Origin of the sequence: Actinoplanes sp. NPDC023714 (genome assembly GCF_040639855.1) — a bacterium.
Classification (GTDB): domain Bacteria; phylum Actinomycetota; class Actinomycetes; order Mycobacteriales; family Micromonosporaceae; genus Actinoplanes.
Genome location: NZ_JBFAAR010000015.1, coordinates 91,512 through 110,772 on the forward strand (window position 1 = coordinate 91,512; position 19,261 = coordinate 110,772).

General features: G+C 71.7%; 23 protein-coding genes and 1 pseudogene. 8 read left to right on the plus strand and 16 right to left on the minus strand.

Annotated elements, in window-relative coordinates:
- Window positions 1-93 precede the first annotated feature (93 nt).
- Together AB0G10_RS40430 and AB0G10_RS40435 are read left to right on the plus strand one after the other, a co-directional pair.
- Window positions 94-1,206 (plus strand): M20/M25/M40 family metallo-hydrolase, encoded by a 1,113-nt coding sequence (locus AB0G10_RS40430; protein ID WP_360934866.1) that lies wholly within the window; start codon window positions 94-96, stop codon window positions 1,204-1,206.
- Window positions 1,203-1,547, plus strand: coding sequence for a hypothetical protein (locus tag AB0G10_RS40435; RefSeq protein WP_360934869.1), 345 nt, complete (start codon window positions 1,203-1,205; stop codon window positions 1,545-1,547). Before AB0G10_RS40430 ends, AB0G10_RS40435 begins: the two co-directional genes overlap by 4 nt.
- Window position 1,548: 1 nt before the next feature.
- On the opposite strand, the gene AB0G10_RS40440 is transcribed toward AB0G10_RS40435, so the two are convergent.
- A complete protein-coding gene (locus AB0G10_RS40440) occupies window positions 1,549-1,851 on the minus strand; it encodes a hypothetical protein (RefSeq protein ID WP_360934872.1) in 303 nt (100 codons plus the stop codon).
- Window positions 1,852-2,339: 488 nt separating this feature from the next.
- On the opposite strand from AB0G10_RS40440, the gene AB0G10_RS40445 reads away from it, so the two are divergent.
- Both AB0G10_RS40445 and AB0G10_RS40450 read left to right on the plus strand, forming a co-directional pair.
- Window positions 2,340-2,696 (plus strand): hypothetical protein, encoded by a 357-nt coding sequence (locus tag AB0G10_RS40445; protein ID WP_360934875.1) that lies wholly within the window; start codon window positions 2,340-2,342, stop codon window positions 2,694-2,696.
- Between the two features lie 60 nt (window positions 2,697-2,756).
- Window positions 2,757-2,987: a DUF3040 domain-containing protein gene (locus AB0G10_RS40450; protein WP_360934878.1), complete on the plus strand. Its 231-nt coding sequence runs from the start codon at window positions 2,757-2,759 to the stop codon at window positions 2,985-2,987.
- A gap of 1 nt (window position 2,988) precedes the next feature.
- On the opposite strand, the gene AB0G10_RS40455 is transcribed toward AB0G10_RS40450, so the two are convergent.
- Complete coding sequence (locus AB0G10_RS40455; protein ID WP_360934881.1) at window positions 2,989-3,342, minus strand: STAS domain-containing protein; 354 nt, start codon at window positions 3,340-3,342, stop codon at window positions 2,989-2,991.
- A 111-nt stretch (window positions 3,343-3,453) separates the two neighbouring features.
- Here AB0G10_RS40455 and AB0G10_RS40460 point away from each other — a divergent pair, with 111 nt between their 5' ends.
- Together AB0G10_RS40460 and AB0G10_RS40465 are read left to right on the plus strand one after the other, a co-directional pair.
- Window positions 3,454-3,969: a hypothetical protein gene (locus AB0G10_RS40460; RefSeq protein WP_360934884.1), complete on the plus strand. Its 516-nt coding sequence runs from the start codon at window positions 3,454-3,456 to the stop codon at window positions 3,967-3,969.
- Window positions 3,966-4,595, plus strand: a complete 630-nt coding sequence (locus AB0G10_RS40465; RefSeq protein WP_360934887.1) for a hypothetical protein — start codon at window positions 3,966-3,968, stop codon at window positions 4,593-4,595. The genes AB0G10_RS40460 and AB0G10_RS40465 overlap by 4 nt, the downstream gene beginning before the upstream one ends.
- Window positions 4,596-4,598: 3 nt before the next feature.
- On the opposite strand, the gene AB0G10_RS40470 is transcribed toward AB0G10_RS40465, so the two are convergent.
- From AB0G10_RS40470 to AB0G10_RS40500, 7 genes are all read right to left on the minus strand, one after another.
- A complete protein-coding gene (locus AB0G10_RS40470; protein ID WP_360934890.1) occupies window positions 4,599-5,084 on the minus strand; it encodes a hypothetical protein in 486 nt (161 codons plus the stop codon).
- A 10-nt stretch (window positions 5,085-5,094) separates the two neighbouring features.
- The gene (locus AB0G10_RS40475) at window positions 5,095-6,264 is read right to left on the minus strand and encodes an ABC transporter permease (RefSeq protein WP_360934891.1); all 1,170 of its coding nucleotides are present in this window, start codon (window positions 6,262-6,264) and stop codon (window positions 5,095-5,097) included.
- The gene (locus AB0G10_RS40480; RefSeq protein ID WP_360934894.1) at window positions 6,261-6,962 is read right to left on the minus strand and encodes an ABC transporter ATP-binding protein; all 702 of its coding nucleotides are present in this window, start codon (window positions 6,960-6,962) and stop codon (window positions 6,261-6,263) included. The genes AB0G10_RS40475 and AB0G10_RS40480 overlap by 4 nt, the downstream gene beginning before the upstream one ends.
- A 2-nt stretch (window positions 6,963-6,964) precedes the next feature.
- Entirely contained in the window at window positions 6,965-8,062 is a 1,098-nt protein-coding gene (locus AB0G10_RS40485) for an efflux RND transporter periplasmic adaptor subunit (protein WP_360934897.1), read from the minus strand.
- 40 nt (window positions 8,063-8,102) lie between these two features.
- A complete protein-coding gene (locus AB0G10_RS40490) occupies window positions 8,103-9,575 on the minus strand; it encodes an HlyD family efflux transporter periplasmic adaptor subunit (RefSeq protein WP_360934900.1) in 1,473 nt (490 codons plus the stop codon).
- Window positions 9,576-9,649: 74 nt separating this feature from the next.
- Window positions 9,650-10,060, minus strand: a complete 411-nt coding sequence (locus AB0G10_RS40495; protein ID WP_360934903.1) for a hypothetical protein — start codon at window positions 10,058-10,060, stop codon at window positions 9,650-9,652.
- A 231-nt stretch (window positions 10,061-10,291) separates the two neighbouring features.
- Window positions 10,292-10,666, minus strand: a complete 375-nt coding sequence (locus tag AB0G10_RS40500) for a response regulator (RefSeq protein ID WP_360934906.1) — start codon at window positions 10,664-10,666, stop codon at window positions 10,292-10,294.
- An 80-nt stretch (window positions 10,667-10,746) separates the two neighbouring features.
- Between AB0G10_RS40500 and AB0G10_RS40505 the strand changes: the two genes are divergently transcribed.
- Entirely contained in the window at window positions 10,747-13,029 is a 2,283-nt protein-coding gene (locus AB0G10_RS40505; RefSeq protein ID WP_360934909.1) for an ATP-binding protein, read from the plus strand.
- 67 nt (window positions 13,030-13,096) lie between these two features.
- Here the strand turns inward: AB0G10_RS40505 and AB0G10_RS40510 are convergent, their stop codons facing one another.
- On the minus strand, window positions 13,097-13,795 hold the full coding sequence (locus AB0G10_RS40510; protein WP_360934912.1) for a hypothetical protein: 699 nt from the start codon (window positions 13,793-13,795) through the stop codon (window positions 13,097-13,099).
- A 124-nt stretch (window positions 13,796-13,919) separates the two neighbouring features.
- Here AB0G10_RS40510 and AB0G10_RS40515 point away from each other — a divergent pair.
- Window positions 13,920-14,033: pseudogene (locus AB0G10_RS40515) on the plus strand (PT domain-containing protein); the annotation flags it as partial.
- Window positions 14,034-14,102: 69 nt separating this feature from the next.
- On the opposite strand, the gene AB0G10_RS40520 reads toward AB0G10_RS40515, so the two are convergent.
- From AB0G10_RS40520 to AB0G10_RS40545, 6 genes are all read right to left on the minus strand, one after another.
- A complete protein-coding gene (locus AB0G10_RS40520) occupies window positions 14,103-15,107 on the minus strand; it encodes a zinc-binding dehydrogenase (protein WP_360934915.1) in 1,005 nt (334 codons plus the stop codon).
- A 5-nt stretch (window positions 15,108-15,112) separates the two neighbouring features.
- The gene (locus AB0G10_RS40525; RefSeq protein WP_360934918.1) at window positions 15,113-16,039 is read right to left on the minus strand and encodes a hypothetical protein; all 927 of its coding nucleotides are present in this window, start codon (window positions 16,037-16,039) and stop codon (window positions 15,113-15,115) included.
- A 9-nt stretch (window positions 16,040-16,048) separates the two neighbouring features.
- Entirely contained in the window at window positions 16,049-16,369 is a 321-nt protein-coding gene (locus AB0G10_RS40530; protein WP_360934921.1) for a nitroreductase/quinone reductase family protein, read from the minus strand.
- A gap of 141 nt (window positions 16,370-16,510) precedes the next feature.
- On the minus strand, window positions 16,511-17,104 hold the full coding sequence (locus AB0G10_RS40535; protein ID WP_360934923.1) for an LUD domain-containing protein: 594 nt from the start codon (window positions 17,102-17,104) through the stop codon (window positions 16,511-16,513).
- On the minus strand, window positions 17,101-18,528 hold the full coding sequence (locus tag AB0G10_RS40540; RefSeq protein ID WP_360934926.1) for a LutB/LldF family L-lactate oxidation iron-sulfur protein: 1,428 nt from the start codon (window positions 18,526-18,528) through the stop codon (window positions 17,101-17,103). Before AB0G10_RS40540 ends, AB0G10_RS40535 begins: the two co-directional genes overlap by 4 nt.
- On the minus strand, window positions 18,525-19,259 hold the full coding sequence (locus AB0G10_RS40545; RefSeq protein ID WP_360934929.1) for a (Fe-S)-binding protein: 735 nt from the start codon (window positions 19,257-19,259) through the stop codon (window positions 18,525-18,527). Before AB0G10_RS40545 ends, AB0G10_RS40540 begins: the two co-directional genes overlap by 4 nt.
- Window positions 19,260-19,261 lie beyond the last annotated feature (2 nt).

The window sequence follows — 19,261 nt, forward strand, 5'->3', positions numbered from 1 at the left end:
TCTCCTCCAGTCAAAGATAGCGAACGTATGTCGGTCATCTTGGCCGCAAATCCGCTCGTTGACAACGCTCATGGTGCAACTTAGGTTTCGCATATGTCAGCCACCGCTCTTGAAGCGCTGCACCGGTACACGTTGCTGGAGTCGCCCACCGGCGACTCGCGAGCGCTTGCCGCCCTGGCCGAGGTGCTCGAGGCGGACGCGGCCGGCGCCGGGTTCACGGTCGCCCGCGAGGCGCACCCGACCGGAGACCACCTGCTCTGGACCCTGCCCGCCTCGCCCGGCGGCGGCGCGAGTGCGACCGGCGGCCCCCTCCTGCTGCTCAGCCACTACGACACGGTGTGGCCGGTCGGCACGCTCGCGACCATGCCGTGGACCGCCGAGGGCGACGTGATCCGCGGCCCCGGCGTGTACGACACGAAGGCCGGCCTCGCCGCCCTCCTCGAAGCGGCCCGGCGGCTGGCCGGCCGGCCGCACCCGGAGATCCGGGTGATCGTGGTGGCGGACGAGGAGATCGGCTCACCGACCGCCGGTGACCTGGTGCGCTCCGAGGCCGCGCGGGCCGCCGCGGTGCTCGGCCTGGAACCGCCGCACCCGGGCGGCGACCTCAAGACCGGCCGGCGCGGCAGCACCCGCGCCCGCATCGCGGTGACCGGGGTGGAGGCGCACGCGGCGCTCGACCCGGACGCCGGCGCGAACGCCATCGACGAGCTCGTCGATCAGCTCCTGCGGGTCCGCGCCGGGGTCGCGGAGCGGCCGGTCCTGCTCAACGTCGGGACGATCGCCGGTGGCGGGCGGACCAACGTCGTGGCCGGGAAGGCCCACGCCGACCTGGGGCTGCGGTTCACCGACCCGGCGGACGAGGAGGCGGTGATCGGCCTGCTGCGGTCGCTGCGGCCGGTCCGGGAGAAGGCGCGGGTGACGGCGGACCTGCTGTCGCACCGGCCGACCTGGAAGCCGGCCCCGGACGCGCCGCTGCTGGCACGGATCCGGGCGATCGCGGCCGGAATCGGTCAGGAGATCGACGGCCGGCCCGCCGACGGCGCCGCCGACACGAACACGACGGGCGCCCTCGGCGTGCCGACCGTGGACGGCTTGGCGCCGCGCGGCGGCGGTGCTCACGCCCGTACCGAATGGGTCTCGTCGTCCGGCGTGGGTGAGCGCATCGCCCTGCTCGCCGCCCTCCTGGCCGGCGGAGGCCTGGTGTGACGACGCTCGAGGAAACCCGGAAGAGTCCGATGCTGCCGGCCGCCGTGGTCAGCACCCTCGCGGCGCTGCTCGTGCTGCTGCCCTCCCCCGGCGAGCTGGGCTCGCTCGCGGTCGCGTCGGCCGGCAACCAGGTCACGCTGATCGGTGTGATCATCGTGCTGGGCGCGGCGGTCGGCGAGGTGATGCGCCGGACCCGGGTGGCCGACGTGATCGTGCGGGCCTGCGTCGGGCTGGTCGACGGGCGCGGGCCGGTGGTGACCTCGTTCGGGCGCTCGCGCCGTTCGCCGGCTCCGACGTGGCGATCATGTCGGCAGCCGGCGCCGGATACCCGCAATACCTGATCTACGGCGCGCTGCCGCTCGTGGCGGTGTCGCTGCTGGTCGGCCTGCCGGTGGTCGGGTGGATGCAGCGGCGGTCCTCGAACGCGCCGCCGCTCAGGGGGTTCTCGGCTTCTCGACCGGGCTCATCTATCCGCCCGGGCTTTTCGCTTCGAACGCGGAAATAGTGGACTTGGTGCGAACGGCCGCCCGCCACGGCCTCCTCTACTCCACTCATATCCGCAACGAGACCGACCACGTCCTCGAAGCGATCACCGAGGCGATCGAGACGGCGCGCGCGGCCGGCGCCCGGCTCCAGATCTCGCATCTGAAGAGCATGGGGCCCGGCAACCACGGCAAGGCCCGGCAGGCCCTCGCGATGATCGGTGACGCCCGGGCCTCCGGATTGGACGTGGCCTGCGACGTCTACCCGTACACGGCATCGAGCACCTCCCTGGCCTCGCGCCTCCCGGCGTGGGCGCTCGAAGGCGGCGCCCCCGCCGTGGCGCGACGCCTCGCCGACCCCGGAGGAGCGCGCGCGGGTGGTCGAGGGCCTGCGCGAGCGCTTCGGCCGCGACATCGACCCGGCCGGGATCGTGCTGGCCGAACTGGGTCCGGGCCCGTTCCGGGAGCAGGCGGGCCGCTCGCTCACCGAGATCGGCGCGGCGACCGGCATGGAGCCGGCCCACGTGGTGATCGCGGTGCTGGCCGGGAACGGCGACGTCGCGATCGTCAACCACGCGATGGCCGAGGAGGACGTCCGGGCGGTGCTCGCGTCTCCGCTGTCGGCGGTCGCCAGCGACGGGTGGGTTCTCGATGCCTCCGGCATCGGCACCCCGCATCCCCGCAGCTTCGGGACTTTCGCTCGCGCTCTGGGCCATTTCGTACGAGGGGAGCACGTGCTCACCCTGGAGGAGGCGGTCCGCAAGTCGACGACGCTGCCGGCCGGCCGGCCGGACCCGGCTCGGCGACCGTGGCCGCATCGCGGTCGGCGCGGCGGCCGACCTGGTGGTCCTCGACCCGGACCGGATCATCGACCGGTCCACCTACGAGCGGCCCTGGCAGCTCGCCACCGGCGTGGACACCGTGCTGGTCAACGGCGTCGTCGCGGTCGACGGCGGCGAGATCACCGGCGCCCGGGGCGGAGAGGTCCTGCGCTTCACCCGTCCGTGAGGTTTGCGGCGGCCGAAATCGGGTAAGCACTCACCATTGAAGACTCCCGGGAGTCCATCGATGCTTTCCGATCGAGACCGCCGCATCCTCGCCGACCTGGAACGCCAGTTCGAGCCGCCCGCGCCGGACGTGCCCTTTCCCACCGTGGCAGTGCTCTGCATCCTGCTGTTCCTGGCCGTGCCGCTGGTCATGCTGCTCTTCAGCTGGCCCGGCCTGCTGATCACGGTGGACGCCTTCGCGGTGGCGGTCGCCTACGTCATGATCCGCCGGTACCGCGGCCGGCGGTCGTGAGTCAGGAACCGCGGAACTCGAACAGCTCGTCCAGCCCGGCCATGGCGATGACCCTCCGCTCCCACTCCCGCACGTCCTCCAGCACCAGCTGACGGGCCCGGTCCTGCGCCGTCGTATGGCACTCGACGAGCACCCGCAACCCCACCGAGCCGAGGAACGTCACCCCGGACATGTCGACGCACAGCACCTTCGGCACCGCCTCGAGCACCCCCAGCAGCACGTGCCGCAGATGCTCCCCGTTGTCCATGTCGATCTCCCCGCGCACCGCCACGGTGACCGCATCCGATGACCGCCCCACGACCGCGATCCCGAGCTCCGCGCGAGGACAGCAGCCGGGAAGATCCACGGAGTCCATGTTCCCCCTCCCCCACCGGCGATGTGTTGTACGACGCTACCAACCACCGCGAGAAACGCCGGGAACACGGCACGTTGACAATGGATCCGAGCCACTGCCAGGGTCGGTTCCGTGAACCGCATCGCGCCGATGACCTATGCCGAAGCATTGCGCATCGTCGCCCGCGACGACGCCCGCATCGCCCGGCTGGACCGGGCTCTCGGCGGCTTTCTGCTGGCAGCGGCGCCCTTCACCGCATTCGGATCCCTCGCCCTCATCGACCCGAAGACCGAGCTGATCTCACAGATCCGTCAGATCACCGACACCGTCGCCGGACGGATCAAGAGCAATGCCGGAAAGCCGCATCTGGAACTACTGGAGGCGGCCCACACGACGCTCGGCCTGTCCGCGTTCTTCGACGCGTTCGAGGCGGTGGCCGCCGACCTCTACCGTGAGCTGGACCTGAGCCCGGCCGAGCGCGAACTGATCACCGGCCGTGGCACGGACGGCCTCACCCGCGAGATCCGCAAAGGCTCGTTCCCGCTGCCGACCCCGGCGCGCGGTTTCGAAGCCACCCTGGATCTGATCCGGCACACCTTCGCGGCCCTCGCGGAGGGCTCGCGTCGGTCGGATCCGCCGGGGCCGTGAACGCCGTCGAAGGCAAGCTGGCCCGGAGGACGCACGGCGTCCTCGGCGATTCGATCTGGCCGACCGAGATCGCCGGCCTGGCCTTCACCACCGTGGAGGACGGTTTCGTCAGCCCTGACTTCCGGCTGGCCCCGTCACCGCTGCCGGCCGACGCCGGACTGGCGAGCGAGGATTGGTGGCGGGACGAGGCGCCGGTCCACCGCGACCTGGCCGGGTTCCTCACCCGGTATCTGACTCTGGCGAGAGATCGGGCGAGCAGGGAGCCGCTCGGTTCCATCCTCCTGGAGAAGTCCTCCCGCCTGCACGACGATCCCCGGCTGAAAGCACTGTCGGAGTTGACCTGGGAATCCGATGACGTCGGCAGTGCGAGGAGCGCGCCGGAGATGGTGCGGGAATTCGCGGGGAAGCACGTGAGTGACGACCTCGTCGCGGAACTTCTCGACACCTTGACGGACTACGAATATCTGGCCTGGGACAGCGTGGAGCCCTCCGACCTGATCCGGCTCATCGACGGCCGTCCCGACATGGATCAGGCGGTGCTCGCGAAAGCCGTCGCGAGCTATCTCGAACACCGGGGCACGCCGCCGACCGAACGTGCGGAACTGCTGCGCTACGTGGGGGAATGAGCGTCAGCCGGCGGTCACCGTGGTCGCGGTGACGATGCCGTCCGCGTCGGTGGCGCCCTGGACGGTCACCTGCTGGCCGGTGGTCAGCTGGTCCAGCGTCGTCGTCTGCGCGAGCTTCACCGCGGTGGTGTCGGTCGTTCGTACGGTGATGGTCTCGCCCTCCGCGGTCTGCACGTAGAGCGTCGTCCCGTCGACCAGTTTGACCGTTCCCGACGTGCCGGGGCTCTGGCGCATCCCGCCGCCGGGCGCGACGCTGCCGGCGGGGCGGGGGGAGGCGGGCGCGGAGGATTCCCCCCAGCGCTCCTGGGCCTGCACGCCGCCGAGGAAGCCGCCGATCGCCAGGACCAGGCCGAGCAGGGCCAGGGTGGTCCGGTTCCACCAGCGCTTCGGGGCGGCCGCCGCGATCGCGCTGCTCAGATCCTCGTCCGCGGAGGAGGTGCGCGGCAGCACCGCGGTGTCGTCATCGGGAGGAGAAGGGGGAGAAGGCACGGATCGGTCCTCACTCGTAGCGCAGGGCGTCGATCGGCCGGAGCCGGGCGGCGCGGGCGGCGGGCAGCCCACCGAAGAACAGTCCGATGAGCACGGAGACGCCCAGGGCGAGCGCGACCGAGCTGGGCACGATCACCGGCCGCACGCCGGCGATCTCGAAGCGGCTGCCGATCACGGCGGCCGCGACGCCCAGACCTCCACCGATAACACTCAGCAGCGTCGCTTCGACGAGGAACTGGCCGAGGATCACCCGGCGGGGCGCGCCCAGTGCTTTCCGGATGCCGATTTCACGGGTACGTTCGGTGACCGTCACCAGCATGATGTTCGTGATCCCGATGCCGCCCACGAGCAGGCTGATCGCGGCGACCGCGCCGAGCAGCGTCGTGAACGTGCCGGCGGTCTCGGTCTGCGTCTCGAGCAGCTGCGACGCGTTCTGGATCCGGTACGCGCCGGAGTCCATCCGCCGGTTCAGGATCGTGGCGATCTGGGACTGGGCGGCGGCGACCGTCTCGGGGCTCCGCGACTCCACCAGGATCGAGCTGAGCGGCCCGTACCCGGCGAGCACCTGCCGGACCGCGCTGATCGGCGCGACAGCGGTGTCGTTCGCGTCCTGGAATCCGGACGAGCTCTTCTCGGCCAGCACCCCGGCCACGGTGAACAGCGCGCCGCCGACGGTGACCTGCGCGCCGACCGGGTCGACGCCGCCGAACAGCTCCTCGGCCACGGTCCGGCCGATCACGACGACCCGGCGGGCCTGCGCCTCGTCGTCGGCGGTGAAGGCGGCGCCGGTCGCGACCGGGAAGTCGGAGGCGGTGAACCAGCCCGGCGTGGTGCCGACGAACGAGCCGATCGCGTGGTCGGCGCCCTCGTACGTGAGCGTCGCCGACGTGCTGACCACCGGTGACACGGATTCCACGTCGGGTGCGAGCACCGGATCGTCGAGCGCCTCCGCCACCTCGTCGTCGAAACCGGATCCTCGGCTCGTACCCATGATGGTCAGCGTGTTGGTGCCGAGCGCCTCGATCCGCTCGGTGACGGCCCGCGCCGAGCCGTTGCCGACGGCGACCAGCAGGATGACCGCGGAGACGCCGATCAGGATGCCGAGCATGGTGAGCGCCGAGCGCAGCTTGTCGGCGCCGATGCCACGGAGCGCGAACCGTACGATCTCGGGGAGATTCATGCCGCGTGCCTCACGCTCTCCCGGTGCGCGTCGGAGATGATCCGGCCGTCCAGGAGGCGCACCACCCGATCCGCGTGCGCCGCCACGTCGTCCTCGTGGGTGATCAGCACGATGGTGCGGCCGGCCGCGTTCAGGTCGTCGAACACGCTGAGCACCTCCTCGGTGGCGTGACTGTCCAGGTTGCCGGTCGGCTCGTCGGCGAGCAGCAGCGCCGGCTCGGTGACCAGGGCGCGGGCGACCGCGACGCGCTGCTGCTGACCGCCGGAGAGCTGATGCGGCTCGTGGTCGGCCCGGTCGGCGAGACCGACCAGATCGAGGCTGAACAGGGCGCGGCGGCGGCGTTCGGCGGCGCGCATCCCGGAGTAGGCGAGGGGCAGCTCGACGTTCGCGGCGGCGCTGGTCCGCGGGATCAGGTTGAACGCCTGGAAGACGAACCCGATGAGCCGGTTCCGCACCAGCGCGAGCTGCGCGTCGGCGAGCCGGCTCACGTCCACGCCGTCCAGCAGGTAGGTGCCGGTCGTCGGCACGTCGAGGCAACCCAGGACGTTCATGAGGGTGGACTTGCCGGATCCGGACGAACCCATGATCGCCACGTATTCACCGCGCTCGACCTCCAGCGACACGTGGTCGAGGGCGCGCACCGCGGTCTCGCCGCCGCCGTAGATCTTGGTGAGGTCGCGGACGTCCAGGACCGCCATGGTCAGCGCCCACCCGGTGGGGCGCCGCCTCCACCGCCGCCGATTCCGCCTTGTCGCGGGGTGGTCGAGGCCGAGGAGGTGGTCACGGTCGGGACGATCACTCGCTCACCTGCGGTGAGACCTGAGGTGATCTGGTACGCGTCATCGCCCTCGAGTCCGACCTGCACCGGCCGGGACTCCTGCTCGCCGTCCACACCGAGGACCGTGACCGTGTGCCGGTTCCCTGCGGTGCTCACGACCGCGGAGTTGACCAGGACGGCGTTCTCGACGTTGCCGGTGATCACCGAGACGGTCACGGTCTGGCCGGGCCTGGCGCCGCCGGGAGGGTTCGGCAGGGAGACGGTCACCCCGTACGTGACCACGCCGTTCTCGGTCGTCGCGGTGGGGTCGACGGCGATCACCCGGCCGGTGGTCTCGGCGCCCTGGAGGGCGTTCCAGGTGACCGTGGCGGACTGGCCCTCCTTCAGCTCGGTGGCGTCGGCCTCGGCGAACGCCGCGGTGATCTGAAGCTTGCCGAGGTCCGCGATGTCGACGAAGCCCGCGCTCGCGTCCTGCCCGGAGGTGCTGCTCGGGCCGCCGAGCGTGCCGTTGACAGCGGTCACGGTCCCGGCCATCGGCGCGGTCAGCCGGGTGCCGGCGACCGCCGCCTCCGCCTCGTCGACGGCCAGTTCCGCCTGGGTGACCTCGTTCGTGGCGCTGCTCGTGTCGGTGCCGGCGGCCTGCGCCCGGCCGAGCGCGTCCCGGGCGGCGGCCAGGTTCGCCTCGGCCAGGCCGAGGGAGCGCTCCGCGCCGGTGGCGTCCACCTGCGCCAGCAGTTGCCCGGACGTCACCCTGTCGCCGACCTTCACCTTGATCGCGGTGACCGTGCCCGCGGTGCCGAACGTGGCGGTCGCCGTCGACGCGCTCGCCACGCTGCCGTCCGCCTCGACCGTCCTCGTGACGGTGCCCTGCTCGACGGTGAGGGTGCGCACGCCCGACGCGTTCGCCCCGGTGTCCGAGCCGGTGTCCGTCAGCAGCGTCCAGCCCCAGAACGCGGCGCCGACGATCAGCAGTGCCAGCAGGGCGTTCACGGCCGTACTGGGACGGCGAATCGCTTTCACATCTGCATTCTGTCCGGTTCTCGCAGCCTTGTCCGCGAGATCACCAGGACCGCACGACCTGTTCGCCCTCGGCCAGTCCGTCGGTTATCTCGGTGTACTGGTCGCCGCGCAGCCCGACCGTGACGGTCCGGTCCGCGCCGCCCGCGATGCGCACGGTCCCCGATTCACCGGCGATGTCGTGTACGGAGGTGGACGGCACCCGCAGCACCTCCGCCACCTCCCCGGTGCGCACCCGGACCTGAGCGCTCTGCCCGACGAGCAGCCCCTCCGGCGCGGCCGTGAAGGCGAGCAGCACCCCGTACCGGACCAGCGTGCCGTCGGAGGTGCCGACCGGGTCGACCTGGACCACCTTGGCCTCGTACGACGCGTCGGAGTCGGCGAGCGTCACCGTGCCGGCCTGCCCCTTCGCCAGCGATCCGGCGTCGGCCTCGGGGAACTCGGCGGACACCTGCATGTCGTACGTGTCGGCCAGCCCGACGAACGTCGACCCGCCCTTGACCTGGTCCCCGACGCTTCCGCCGACGGTGAGGACGGTGCCGGCGATCGGCGCCTTGATCACGGTGCCGTCGAGGGCCTCCCGCGCCTTGACGAGCGAGAGTTCGGCGTTGTTGACGGCCTGCTCGGCGGTGAGGACCTGATCGTTGCCGCTGCCCGGATATCCCTGGGTGGCACAGACGGTGGCCGCGGTCGCGGCGGCCTGCAGTTCCTCAGCCTGGGCCATGGGCGCGCCGGCTTCAGCCACGTCCGCAATCGGTCCGATTCCGTCTCCGGCCTGCGCGATCCGTCCCCCATAGAGCGCCGCCGCGGCCGCGGCCCCCGCTACCGCCCGCGCCCCCTCCGCCGGCTGCGGGCTCTCCGCCACCGCTCCCCCGGCCGCCGCTCCCCCGGCCTGCGCTCTTCCGGCCTGCGCTCTTCCGGCCTGCGCTCCCCCGGCCTGCGCTCTCCCGGCCTGCGCTCTTCCGACCTGCGCTCCCCCGGCCTGCGCCGGCGCCACCGTCGTCGGGACGGCCGCTTTCGGCGCGGGCATCGGCTCGGCCGCCGCCCGGCCGGCCACCACGGGTCCCCCGGTCCGCGTCTCCACCGCGCAGACCGTGGCACTGGCCGTAGCCATCGCCGCGCTCTCCCGGGCCTCGGTCAGCCGCGCCTGGGCCTCGGCGAGCTTGGTCTGCGCGTCGCTCACGTCCTCGGCCGCGTCCACGTCGTCGAGGCGGGCGAGCTCATCCCCTTCGGCGACCCGGTTCCCGGCCCGGACCGCGATCGACTCGACGGTCCCCGCCACGGCGAACGACAGACTCCGGGTGGTGGCGGGCTCCACCGTCCCGGTGGTGGCGACGTCGAGCGTCACCGCACCCCGATCCGCCGCCACGGTCACGAGCCGGGCCGTGGTCGCCGCCTCGTCGTCCCGGGCGACCGCGAGCGTCACGCCCGCGGCGACCGCGCCCACCAGGACGATCCCGGCGCCGATCCACCGAATGCGGCCGTTGGCCCGGCTTCGCCCCGTTACCTTGCTCATGTTCGCATTGTGGCCGCTGGCCGATCCGCAGGAGCCCGCTTTGCCGACGACGCTTCACCGGCACCGGCTGACGACTATTCGATCACCGTGATCGAGACGTCGTAGGCTCCGTACGCCTCGGGAACACGGGTCATCACCACGCCGCCCATCACCTTGGCCTCGCGGATCACATGGCCGACCATCAGCGGCCCGATCAACGCGGTGTGCACCGGGTGATGGAGGAGCCTGGCCCGCGCGATGTCACCGGCATCGACCGCCGCCAGAGCGGACAGCGGCAGCTCGGAGACCTGGGGCCGACCGATCACGACTTCCCATGAGGTTGAGGTCAGCGCCATGACCGCCTGCGCCTCGGCGATCGCCACGGTCGGAACGGCGAAGACGTATTCACCCTCGATGTCGTCGAGGCGCCCCAGCAGGTCGGGATTGCCTTGGCACAGCTCGACCAACGCCGAGGCGTCCAGGACCCTCGGCCGCCGATCGGTCACGGCTCGCCGGCTCTCCGGCGGGCGTAGATCACCCTGGCCCGCTCGTCGGCCTCGCGATCCTTCCGGCGAATCTCTGCTTTCTGTTCCTCGGTCAACGGCGGCGGCAGCGGAATCCCGAGCGCCTCACAGAACTCGACGACCCGCCTGCCCCATCCCGTAGATATCTGATCATCCATAGGCCTGAGACTACTAGGCGTGGAGCATGATCAGAACATCCGTAAGTCTTTCGTGTCACCCCTGCGCCGGCGCCGTCAACGCCTCCACCCGCAGCAGCAGATCCTGCGCCGTGAACGGCTTCACCAGGTAGTCGTCGGCGCCCGCGTCGAACCCGGCCGCCACGTCGAGCCACTGCCCGCGCCCGGTCAGCAGCAGGATCGGCACGTCGGCCGTCGACTCGTCGTCGCGCAGCGCGCGGCACACCTCGAGTCCGGAGATGCCGGGCATGCCGACGTCGAGCACGGCACAGTCCGGCACCCGCTCATGAGCCGCCTCCAGCCCGTCCCGCCCCGAACCGCACGTGGCGACGTCGAGCCCGCCGGACCGCAGCACCGCCTCCACGATCTGCAGGATCGTCGGGTCGTCGTCCACCACCAGCACCGAGGTCACCACCTCACGGTAGGGCGCGGATCGGCGGGCCGAGTGATAACCCACCCGGATGCCCACCGCCGCGACCTAGAGTGGATCTCATGTCCCGGTGGACCGTGGGCCGGATGCTGGCGGCCGGCTTCGCCCTGGCCCTGGCGGCGCTCGCCGTCGTCGGGTTCAGCGCCTACGCCCGGATCGGCACGCTGGTGGCCGGCCAGGAGCCGATGCGCGACTCGCACGTGCTGCTCGCGGGGATCGGTGGGCTCGGCGACGCGATCGGGGCGCTCGACCGGGTGTCGCTCAGTCGCCCGGACCCGCCGACGGCGCAGTGGACCGAGGCGTTCCGGCAGACGAGGGCGACTGTCGATCAGCGTCTGGCCGACGTTCGCGCGGACACCGGCGGGGACATGACGCATCAGGTGCTGCTGGATCAGATCCAGGAGAAGGTGGACGCCTCGGAGGTGGACGCCGGGCAGATCTTCCCGCTGGTGAACGAGATGCACCAGCACGAGCGGACGCAGCTCGAGCGCAAGCTGGCGGAGAGCCGGGCGAGCGCCCAGAACACCCGCTGGCTGATCCTCTGGTCCGTGGTGGCCACGGCGGTCCTGGTGGCCCTCTGCGCCCGTTGGATCACCAGGCGGATCACCGAGCCGGCCGGGCAGGTCACGGCGGCGGCGCAGCGGGTGGTCGAGGGTGATCTGACGCGGCGCGCCGAGGTCACGTCGCCCCGTGAGCTGGCGCAGATGGCGCAGGCCGTGAACGCGTCGATGAGCGCGATCCTGGAGGCCCACGACGAGGCGGTGGCGGCCACCGCGGCGAAGTCGGCGTTCCTGGCGACCATGAGCCACGAGATCCGTACGCCGATGAACGCCGTGATCGGCATGACCGGCCTGCTCATGGAGACGGATCTCGACGAGCGCCAGCGGGAGCTGGTGGAGACCGTGCACGCGAGCGGCGCCTCGCTCCTCGTGATCATCAACGACGTGCTGGACTTCTCCAAGATCGAGGCGGGCGAGCTGGCGCTCGACGAGCAGCCGTTCGCGCTGCGGGCGTGCGTGCAGCAGGCGATGAACCTGGTGGCGCTCACGGCCGACGCGAAGGGCCTGCACCTGTCCAGCCACTTCGCCCCCGATTGTCCGGAAGTGGTCAGCGGCGACGAGGCCCGGATCCGGCAGATCCTGGTGAACCTTCTCGGTAACGCGGTCAAGTTCACCGAGCACGGCGCCGTCACGGTGGCGGTCTCGGCGGCGCCGGATCTCGCCGCGCGCGAGCACGGGAGGATCGCGATCCGGCTGGCCGTGCGCGACACCGGGATCGGCATTCCCGCAGATCGCATGGGCCGTCTCTTCCTTCCCTTCAGCCAGGTCGACGCCTCGACCGCGCGCAGCTACGAGGGCACCGGCCTCGGCCTCGTGATCAGCCAGCGCCTCGCCGAGAAGATGGACGGCGGCATCACGGCGGACAGCCAGCCGGGGCACGGGTCGACCTTCGCGGTGACGCTGCGGCTGGGTGAGGTTCAAGATCAAAGGCCGATTCTGTACGCCGGAGTCCCGAGCGCGCCGGGTCCCGCCGACCATGCCCGTTCCCTGCTGGTGCTGGTGGCCGAGGACAACCCGGTCAACCAGAGGGTGGCCCAGCTGCTGCTCGAACGCCGGGGTCACCGGGTGGACATGGTGGACGACGGCGAGGCGGCGGTCGAGGCCGTCATGCGGACCCGGTACGACCTGGTGCTCATGGACGTGCAGATGCCGGTCCTCGACGGTCTCGACGCGACCCGCCTGATCCGCGCCGACCCGCCCCCGCACGGCGCACCGCGGATCGTCGCGCTCACCGCGAACGCCCTGGTCGACGACCGGAAGGCGAGCCGGACCGCCGGCATGGACGGCTTCCTCGCGAAGCCCATCGACGAGACGGACCTCGATGTCGTGCTGGCGGCCGCCGCCGCGCACGCCGACGTACGATTGGCGGGTCTCGGTCCTCAGCCGGGGCCTGATCTGACCGAGCCCGCGAGCATCCGGGCCTGCGTCGATGCGATCGCCGGCACCGTCCCGGACGACCGCGAGCGGCTGGCCGGGATCCTCGGCAACTTCGCCGACCGGCTGCCCGGCGTGCTCGGCAGGATGGAGCATGCCGCCACCGCCGGCGACACCCGCACCCTGGCCCGCCTCGCGCACGGCCTGAAGGGCTCCTCGTCGACGCTGGGCGCCAACGAGTTCGCCGCGATCTGCGCCGACCTGGAGGACCGCGCCCACCGGCATCCCGAGGCCGCCCCCGACCTCCTCCGCGACCTGAAGACCCACTCCGGCGAGGTCACCGGCACGATGCGCACCCTGGCCGCCGAGCTGACGACGGGCCCGCCCCGGCCTGCATTGACCAGAGCCTGACACCGCGCCCGCCCGTGCCGCCCCGGCCCGGAGACGGCGCCGGCCGCACGAAGGGCACGAGGAACCGTCAGCAGGCCTCGACCGGCACCACCGGCGACGTCACCTCGTCCCCGCCGTCCGTGGCCGCGCCGAACACCACCTCGTCACCGGCGTAGGCGGGCTTGACCCGCCACCGGTACGTCCCCGCGTCCTCCGACACGAGCGGCCCGCCCCCGCCGACCTCTTTCCACGACCAGTCCGCCCCGGACGACTTGAACAGACCATCGTCCTCGATCATGTACTCCGCGCCGAACCCACCCGCGACCCCGTCCACCCGATACCCCGTGGACGGATCACCGTCGGTGTCGAGGAAGACGTGCCGATAGTCGTACCCATCGGCGAAAGTCGCTGTGAGGGCCACCCCGCCCTTCTCGGAGCAGGCCGAATACCCGCTGATGACCGCAGGCGAAGGAGACGGCGCCTCAGCGGCCGGCCGGGTGACCGCCGCGTCCGACCGGGACGGCGCCCCCACCGCACCCGGCGTTGCCGAGGGCCTCGCGGTCCCCGTGCCCGCAGGTCCCATGCCGGCCGCCCCCGCAGTCTCCTCCACCGGGATCGGCGACAACTCACTCGACGACGACGGCTGCGACCCCGAAGGCGGCGTCACGATCGGAAACCCCCGCCCCACCGGATCGGCCAGACCCGATCCGGTATCCGCGTCACCGCCCCCGCACCCGGCCACGGCGAGCAGCAGCACACCACCGGCGACCGCAAGTTTCCCCCGCATCACGAACTCCCCCTCGTCGATGCCCGGTCAAGCACCGTACACACCCCGGACATCAACGAAGTCCACTGGGAGGCCTTCAGGCGTCCTAGGAGGCTAGGCCGCAACAAACGGCCCAACAAACGGCCCAACAAACGGCCCAACAAACGGCCCAACAAACGGCCCAACAAACGGCCCAACAAACGGCCCAACAAACGGCCCGACCAACCGCCCAACCAAGTGCCAAAACCAGGCGTCCTAGGAGGCTAGGCTGAAGCGTGCGGACCGCGACGGGTGGCTCCACTCGCGGCCCGCGTGGGTCCTCCGGGAATCAGGGCCTCAGGATCAAGCGGATCGGATTGCCCTCCTTGCGCTGCAAACGCTCGACCGCGGCCGGCGCCTCGGCGAGCGGCACCACGTCGCTGATCGAGGCGGCCAGATCGAGGCGCTTCTGACCGGCCAGCCGGACCAGTTCCTCCACGTGCGAGGCGTCCGAGCCGTAGTGACCGTGGATGGACAGCTCCAGGTAGTTGAAGAAGCTGTCCGACCCGATGGTGATCGGCTTGTTGGCGATCCCGGCGAGGACGAGCTTTCCGCCTCGTCCGAGAACGGTCAGTGCCTGCTCGCGCACGGCCGGCACCCCGGCGAAGTCGAACGCCACCGCCAGGCCGCCGGTGAGCTCCCGCACCCGCTCGGCGAAGCCGTCCGCTGCCGGGTCGAGGGCGACGTCGGCGCCGAGGGCGAGCGCCCGCTCCCGGGCCGGGCCGAGCGGGTCGACGGCGATCACCGGGGCCGCCCCGATCAGCCGCAGCAGCTGGACGGCGTGCGCGCCGAGCCCGCCGACACCCCAGACGGCGACCGGATCACCGGCCCTGACCTGCGCGGTGGCGGTGATCGCCGCCCACGGCGTGGAGACCGCGTCCGGGATGATGCAGGCCTGCTCGAACGGCAGGTCGTCGGGGATCGCGACGAGCGTGTCGGCCCGCGCCACGGTGTACTCGGCCCACCCGCCGTCGTAGTCGACGCCCCGGGTGAACACGGTTCCGCGCCGATCCCGCTGCCCGGCCTGGAGCAGCACCCGATCCCCGAGCTTCCACCCCTCGACCCGCTCCCCCACGCGATCGACGGTCCCGGCGGTCTCGTGTCCGAGAGTGACCACGTCGCCGTCCAGCAGCCGAGGGGTGAGCCCGCCCTCGATCAGATGGACGTCGGACAGGCAGACCCCCGCGGCGGCCACCTTGACGAGAACGTCGTCCGCCCCCGGTTCCGGCACCTCCACCGTCTCCATCCGCAGCGAACGTTCCTTCAGGTGCAACCTGCCAGCCAGCATCCTCATGAAGATCAGCCTAAATCCCCCACCGCGGAGGAACGCGCCCAATCCAGCACCCGCATGGCCCGCAGGGTGTTCCACCGGCTGGGCCGGCCCGCCTCCTCGAAGTCGAAGAACACCCGGCCCGGGTGGATCCGATCCAGCAGCCACGTCCCGTCCGGCTGCCGCTTCGACCGCACCACCTCGACCGCCGCCGCCATCCGCGGGTCGAACCCGCCGGCCTGCCGGAAGTAGTCGAGGGCCCGGAGCACGTCGTAGTGCCAGTAGTACGGGAAGGCGAACGACAGGTAGCCCGGCGACACGACCTCGCCGGTCGAGAGCCGGCGGAACAGCTCGCGCGCGAGCAGGTATTCCTCGCCGCGGCGGCGGGCCTCCCGCACCTCCTCCGAGCCGCCGGTGGCCCGTTCGAAGGCCAGCAGCCCGTCGAGTACGCACAGGGTCGTGTCGAACGACGACCGGGGCGAGGGGTAGCAGTTCCATCCGCCGTCGGCGAGCTGCTCACCGAGGACCCGTTCGACGAGCGGCCCCACCGACACCCCGAAGTACGCCCCGGCCTCGATGGTCCGGCCGTTGATGCACGGCTCCACCTCGCCGTCGAAGTACCGCTGGCCGTCGTGCTCCCACCGGCCGTGCGCCGCGATCAGTCCGATGATCCGCTGGGCGGAATCGGACATCGGATCGAGGCCGAGGATCTGCAATGTCTGCAGGGTGTGCAACGTCGCCGTCCACGGCTGGCCCGGCTCGGAGAATGTGAAGGAGAAAGGGAAACATGCCCCGCCGTCCCAGAGCCCGTCCGGCCCGGCCAGCGCCAGCAACCGGGCCCCCCACCCGGTCCGCTCCACCAGGGCACGCGGTTCCGGCGTCACCCCGAGCAGATCCCGCTGCACCAGCCGCCGCATACTCGGATCCGCGTCGAGCAGCCAATCGACAACCGTCACGGGCTCACTCTAGGCCGGTTCCAGCACCACCACAGCGGTCTCCGAGGGCCGCAGCGCCGCGTACGCGTCAAGATGCCGGTCGATCCCCCGGAAGATGGACCACAGCCGTTCGCGCTCGCTGCCGGAGGCGGCGCGCGCCCGCACCCGCCGCACCTCGCCGCGCAGCTCGACCCGCGCCGCCGGATGCGCCTGCAGATTGAGCCACCACAGCGGCTCGCCGGCGTGCCACCCGTTCATGGCGAGGGTGACCAGATTCGGACCGTCCTCGAGGTACGCCAGGATGACCCCGCGCTCCCGGCCACTGCGCCGGCCGACCACGGTGAGCCGCATGGCGCCCCAGCGCCCCGGACGGGGACGCCAGAGCCCGAGATGTCCGCGTGAAATCCCATATATCGCGCGATGGGTACGCCAAGCGAGCCGCTCGACCCAGCGCGGTGGAACCCGCACACCAGCCATGAGTCCACAGTGACGCTAAGCCGCAAGCAACAGCACGTGCAGGTGGCGCGGCCCGTGCACCCCCTCGACCCGATTCAGCTCGATGTCGCTCGTCGCCGACGGCCCGCTGATCCAGGTGAGCGGCCGCCGCGGCTCGAGCCGGCCGACCGCGTCCGGCACCGCCGCCACCACCTGCTCCGGCCGCAGCACGCAGAAGTGCACGTCCGGGAGCAGCGTGATGATGCGCCGGCCCTGGTCGGGCGAGCCGTCCAGGACGATGGTCCCGGTCTCCGCGACGGCCACGGCCGCGGCGGTGAGCACGGCGTCGGCCCCGGCGATCCGATCCTGCGCGAGCCCGTCGTCCTGCAGGGCGCCGGCCGGGCGCCATTCGTGCGGAAGACCCGGGGGTACGAGGACCGTCCCGCTCACGATCCCGGAGACGGTGGCGGCGATCTCCTCCTCCCGGATCCGGTGGACGACCGCCTTGTAGTCGACGAGCCGGTCGATCAGCGTCTCCAGCGAGGCGGGCCGCCCGGCCGGCCGGTAGTCCCGCGGCACCGGCGGCGCGACCGGCGCGTCCCGCAGGGCGTTGCGCACCCGGCCGAGGACCAGGTCCCGAGCTGCGCTCATCGGCCGGCCCACCAGTCACGGAACGTCTGGGAGGGGAATTCCGGCAGGTCGCGCCCCGCCGTCCAGCCGGAGAGCGGTGGCGGCAGCCCCCGGCCCCGCCGCCCCGCGATCCTGGCCAGCTTGGCCGCCCGCTGCGCCGACGCGTACACCCGGGGTTTGTCCATCACCGACGCCGCCGCCGCCATCGCGGCGCGCTCGGACCGCGGGTGTGGCGCCTCGTTGCGGAGGTGCACCAGCAGCGACGGGATGTCGATCTTGACGGGGCAGGCGTCGAAGCAGGCGCCGCAGAGCGAGGACGCGTAGGGCAGGCTCGCGTTGTCCTCGATGCCGGTGAGCTGCGGGGACAGCACCGCGCCGATCGGTCCGGGATAGACCGAGCCGTAGGAGTGGCCGCCCGCGCGCTCGTAGACCGGGCAGACGTTGAGGCAGGCCGAGCAGCGGATGCAGTGCAGCGCCGAGCGGCCCACGGTGTCCGCGAGAACGGCACTACGACCGTTGTCCAGCAGGATCAGGTGGAAGTTCTGCGGGCCGTCGCCGGGCGTCACGCCGGTCCACATGGTCGTGTACGGGTTCATCCGCTCCCCGGTCGACGCCCGCGGCAGCAGCTGGAGGAACACTTCGAGGTCCTGCCAGGTGGGCAGCACCTTCTCGATGCCCATCACGGTGATCAGGGTGTCCGGCAGGGTGAGGCACATCCGGCCGTTGCCCTCGGACTCGACGACGGCGAGGGTGCCGGTCTCGGCGATCGCGAAGTTCGCGCCGCTCACCGCCACCTTGGTGGACAGGAACGTCTCGCGCAGGTAGCGCCGGGCGGCCGCGGCGAGCACCGGCGGGTCGTCGGTGAGAGCGGGGTCGACGCCCGGCATCTCGCGCAGGAAGATCTCCCGGATCTCCGCGCGGTTGCGGTGGATCGCCGGCACCAGGATGTGGCTGGGCTTGTCGTGGCCGAGCTGCACGATGAGTTCGGCCAGGTCGGTCTCGACCGGCGCGATGCCGGCCTCCTCGAGGGCCTCGTTGAGCCCGATCTCCTGGGTCGCCATCGACTTGACCTTGATGACGCGATCGGAACCGGTCTCGCGGACGAGGCGGGTGACGATCGCGTTGGCCTCGTTCGCGTCGGCGGCCCAGTGCACCACGCCACCGGCCTCGGTGACCCGCTCCTCCAGCTGCTCCAGCAGCTCGGGGAGCCGGGACATCACGTCCGTCTTGATCGCCGATCCGGCGTCGCGCAGGAGCTGCCAGTCCGGCAGCTCCCCGATCACCTTGCCGGACTTGCCGCGGATCGTCGTGGTGGCGTGCCGCAGGTTGCGGCGCATCTGCGCGTTCCCGAGGGCGTCGTGCGCGGCCTGCGGGAACGTCTGGTCGCCGCGCAGGTTGCCGACACCGCGCGGCGCGGTCGCGGGCATGCCCAGGAAGGTCGTCATGAGGACTCCGTCGACGCGAGGATCTCGGCGAGGTGCACGGTGCGCACGCCGGTGCGCAGCCGGGACAGCCCGCCGCCGATGTGCATGAGACACGAGGCGTCGCCGGCCGAGCAGACGTCCGCCCCGGTCGAGACGATGTTCGTCATCTTGTCGGCGAGCATCGCCGTGGACGTCTCGGCGTTCTTGAGCGCGAACGTCCCGCCGAACCCGCAGCACTGCTCGGCGGCCGGCAGCTCGACCAGTTCCAGGCCGCGTACCTGGCGGAGCAGGCGCAGCGGCTTGTCGCCGACCCGGGTCATCCGCAGGCTGTGGCAGGTCGGGTGGTAGGTGACCTTGTGCGGATAGAAGGCGCCGACGTCCTCGACCTTCAGGACGTCGATGAGCAGTTCGGACAATTCGTAGGTGCGTTCACCCACTGAGGAAGCGCGAGACGCAAGCCCGGCATCGCCGTACTTCGCCGCGACCATCGAGTGCTGATGCCGAATCGACCCGACACACGACCCCGAGGGCGCCACGATGACGTCATAAGGGTCAAATACCCGGACATACCGCTTCACCAGCGGCAACGCTTCCTTCTGATAACCCGTGTTGACGTGCATCTGCCCGCAACACGTCTGCTCGAACGGGAACACCACCTCGTGACCCAGCCGCTCGAGCAGCAGCACGGTCGCCTTGGCCGCCTCCGGGAAGAGGGTGTCGGCCAGGCAGGTGGCGAAGAGCGCGATCCGCACGG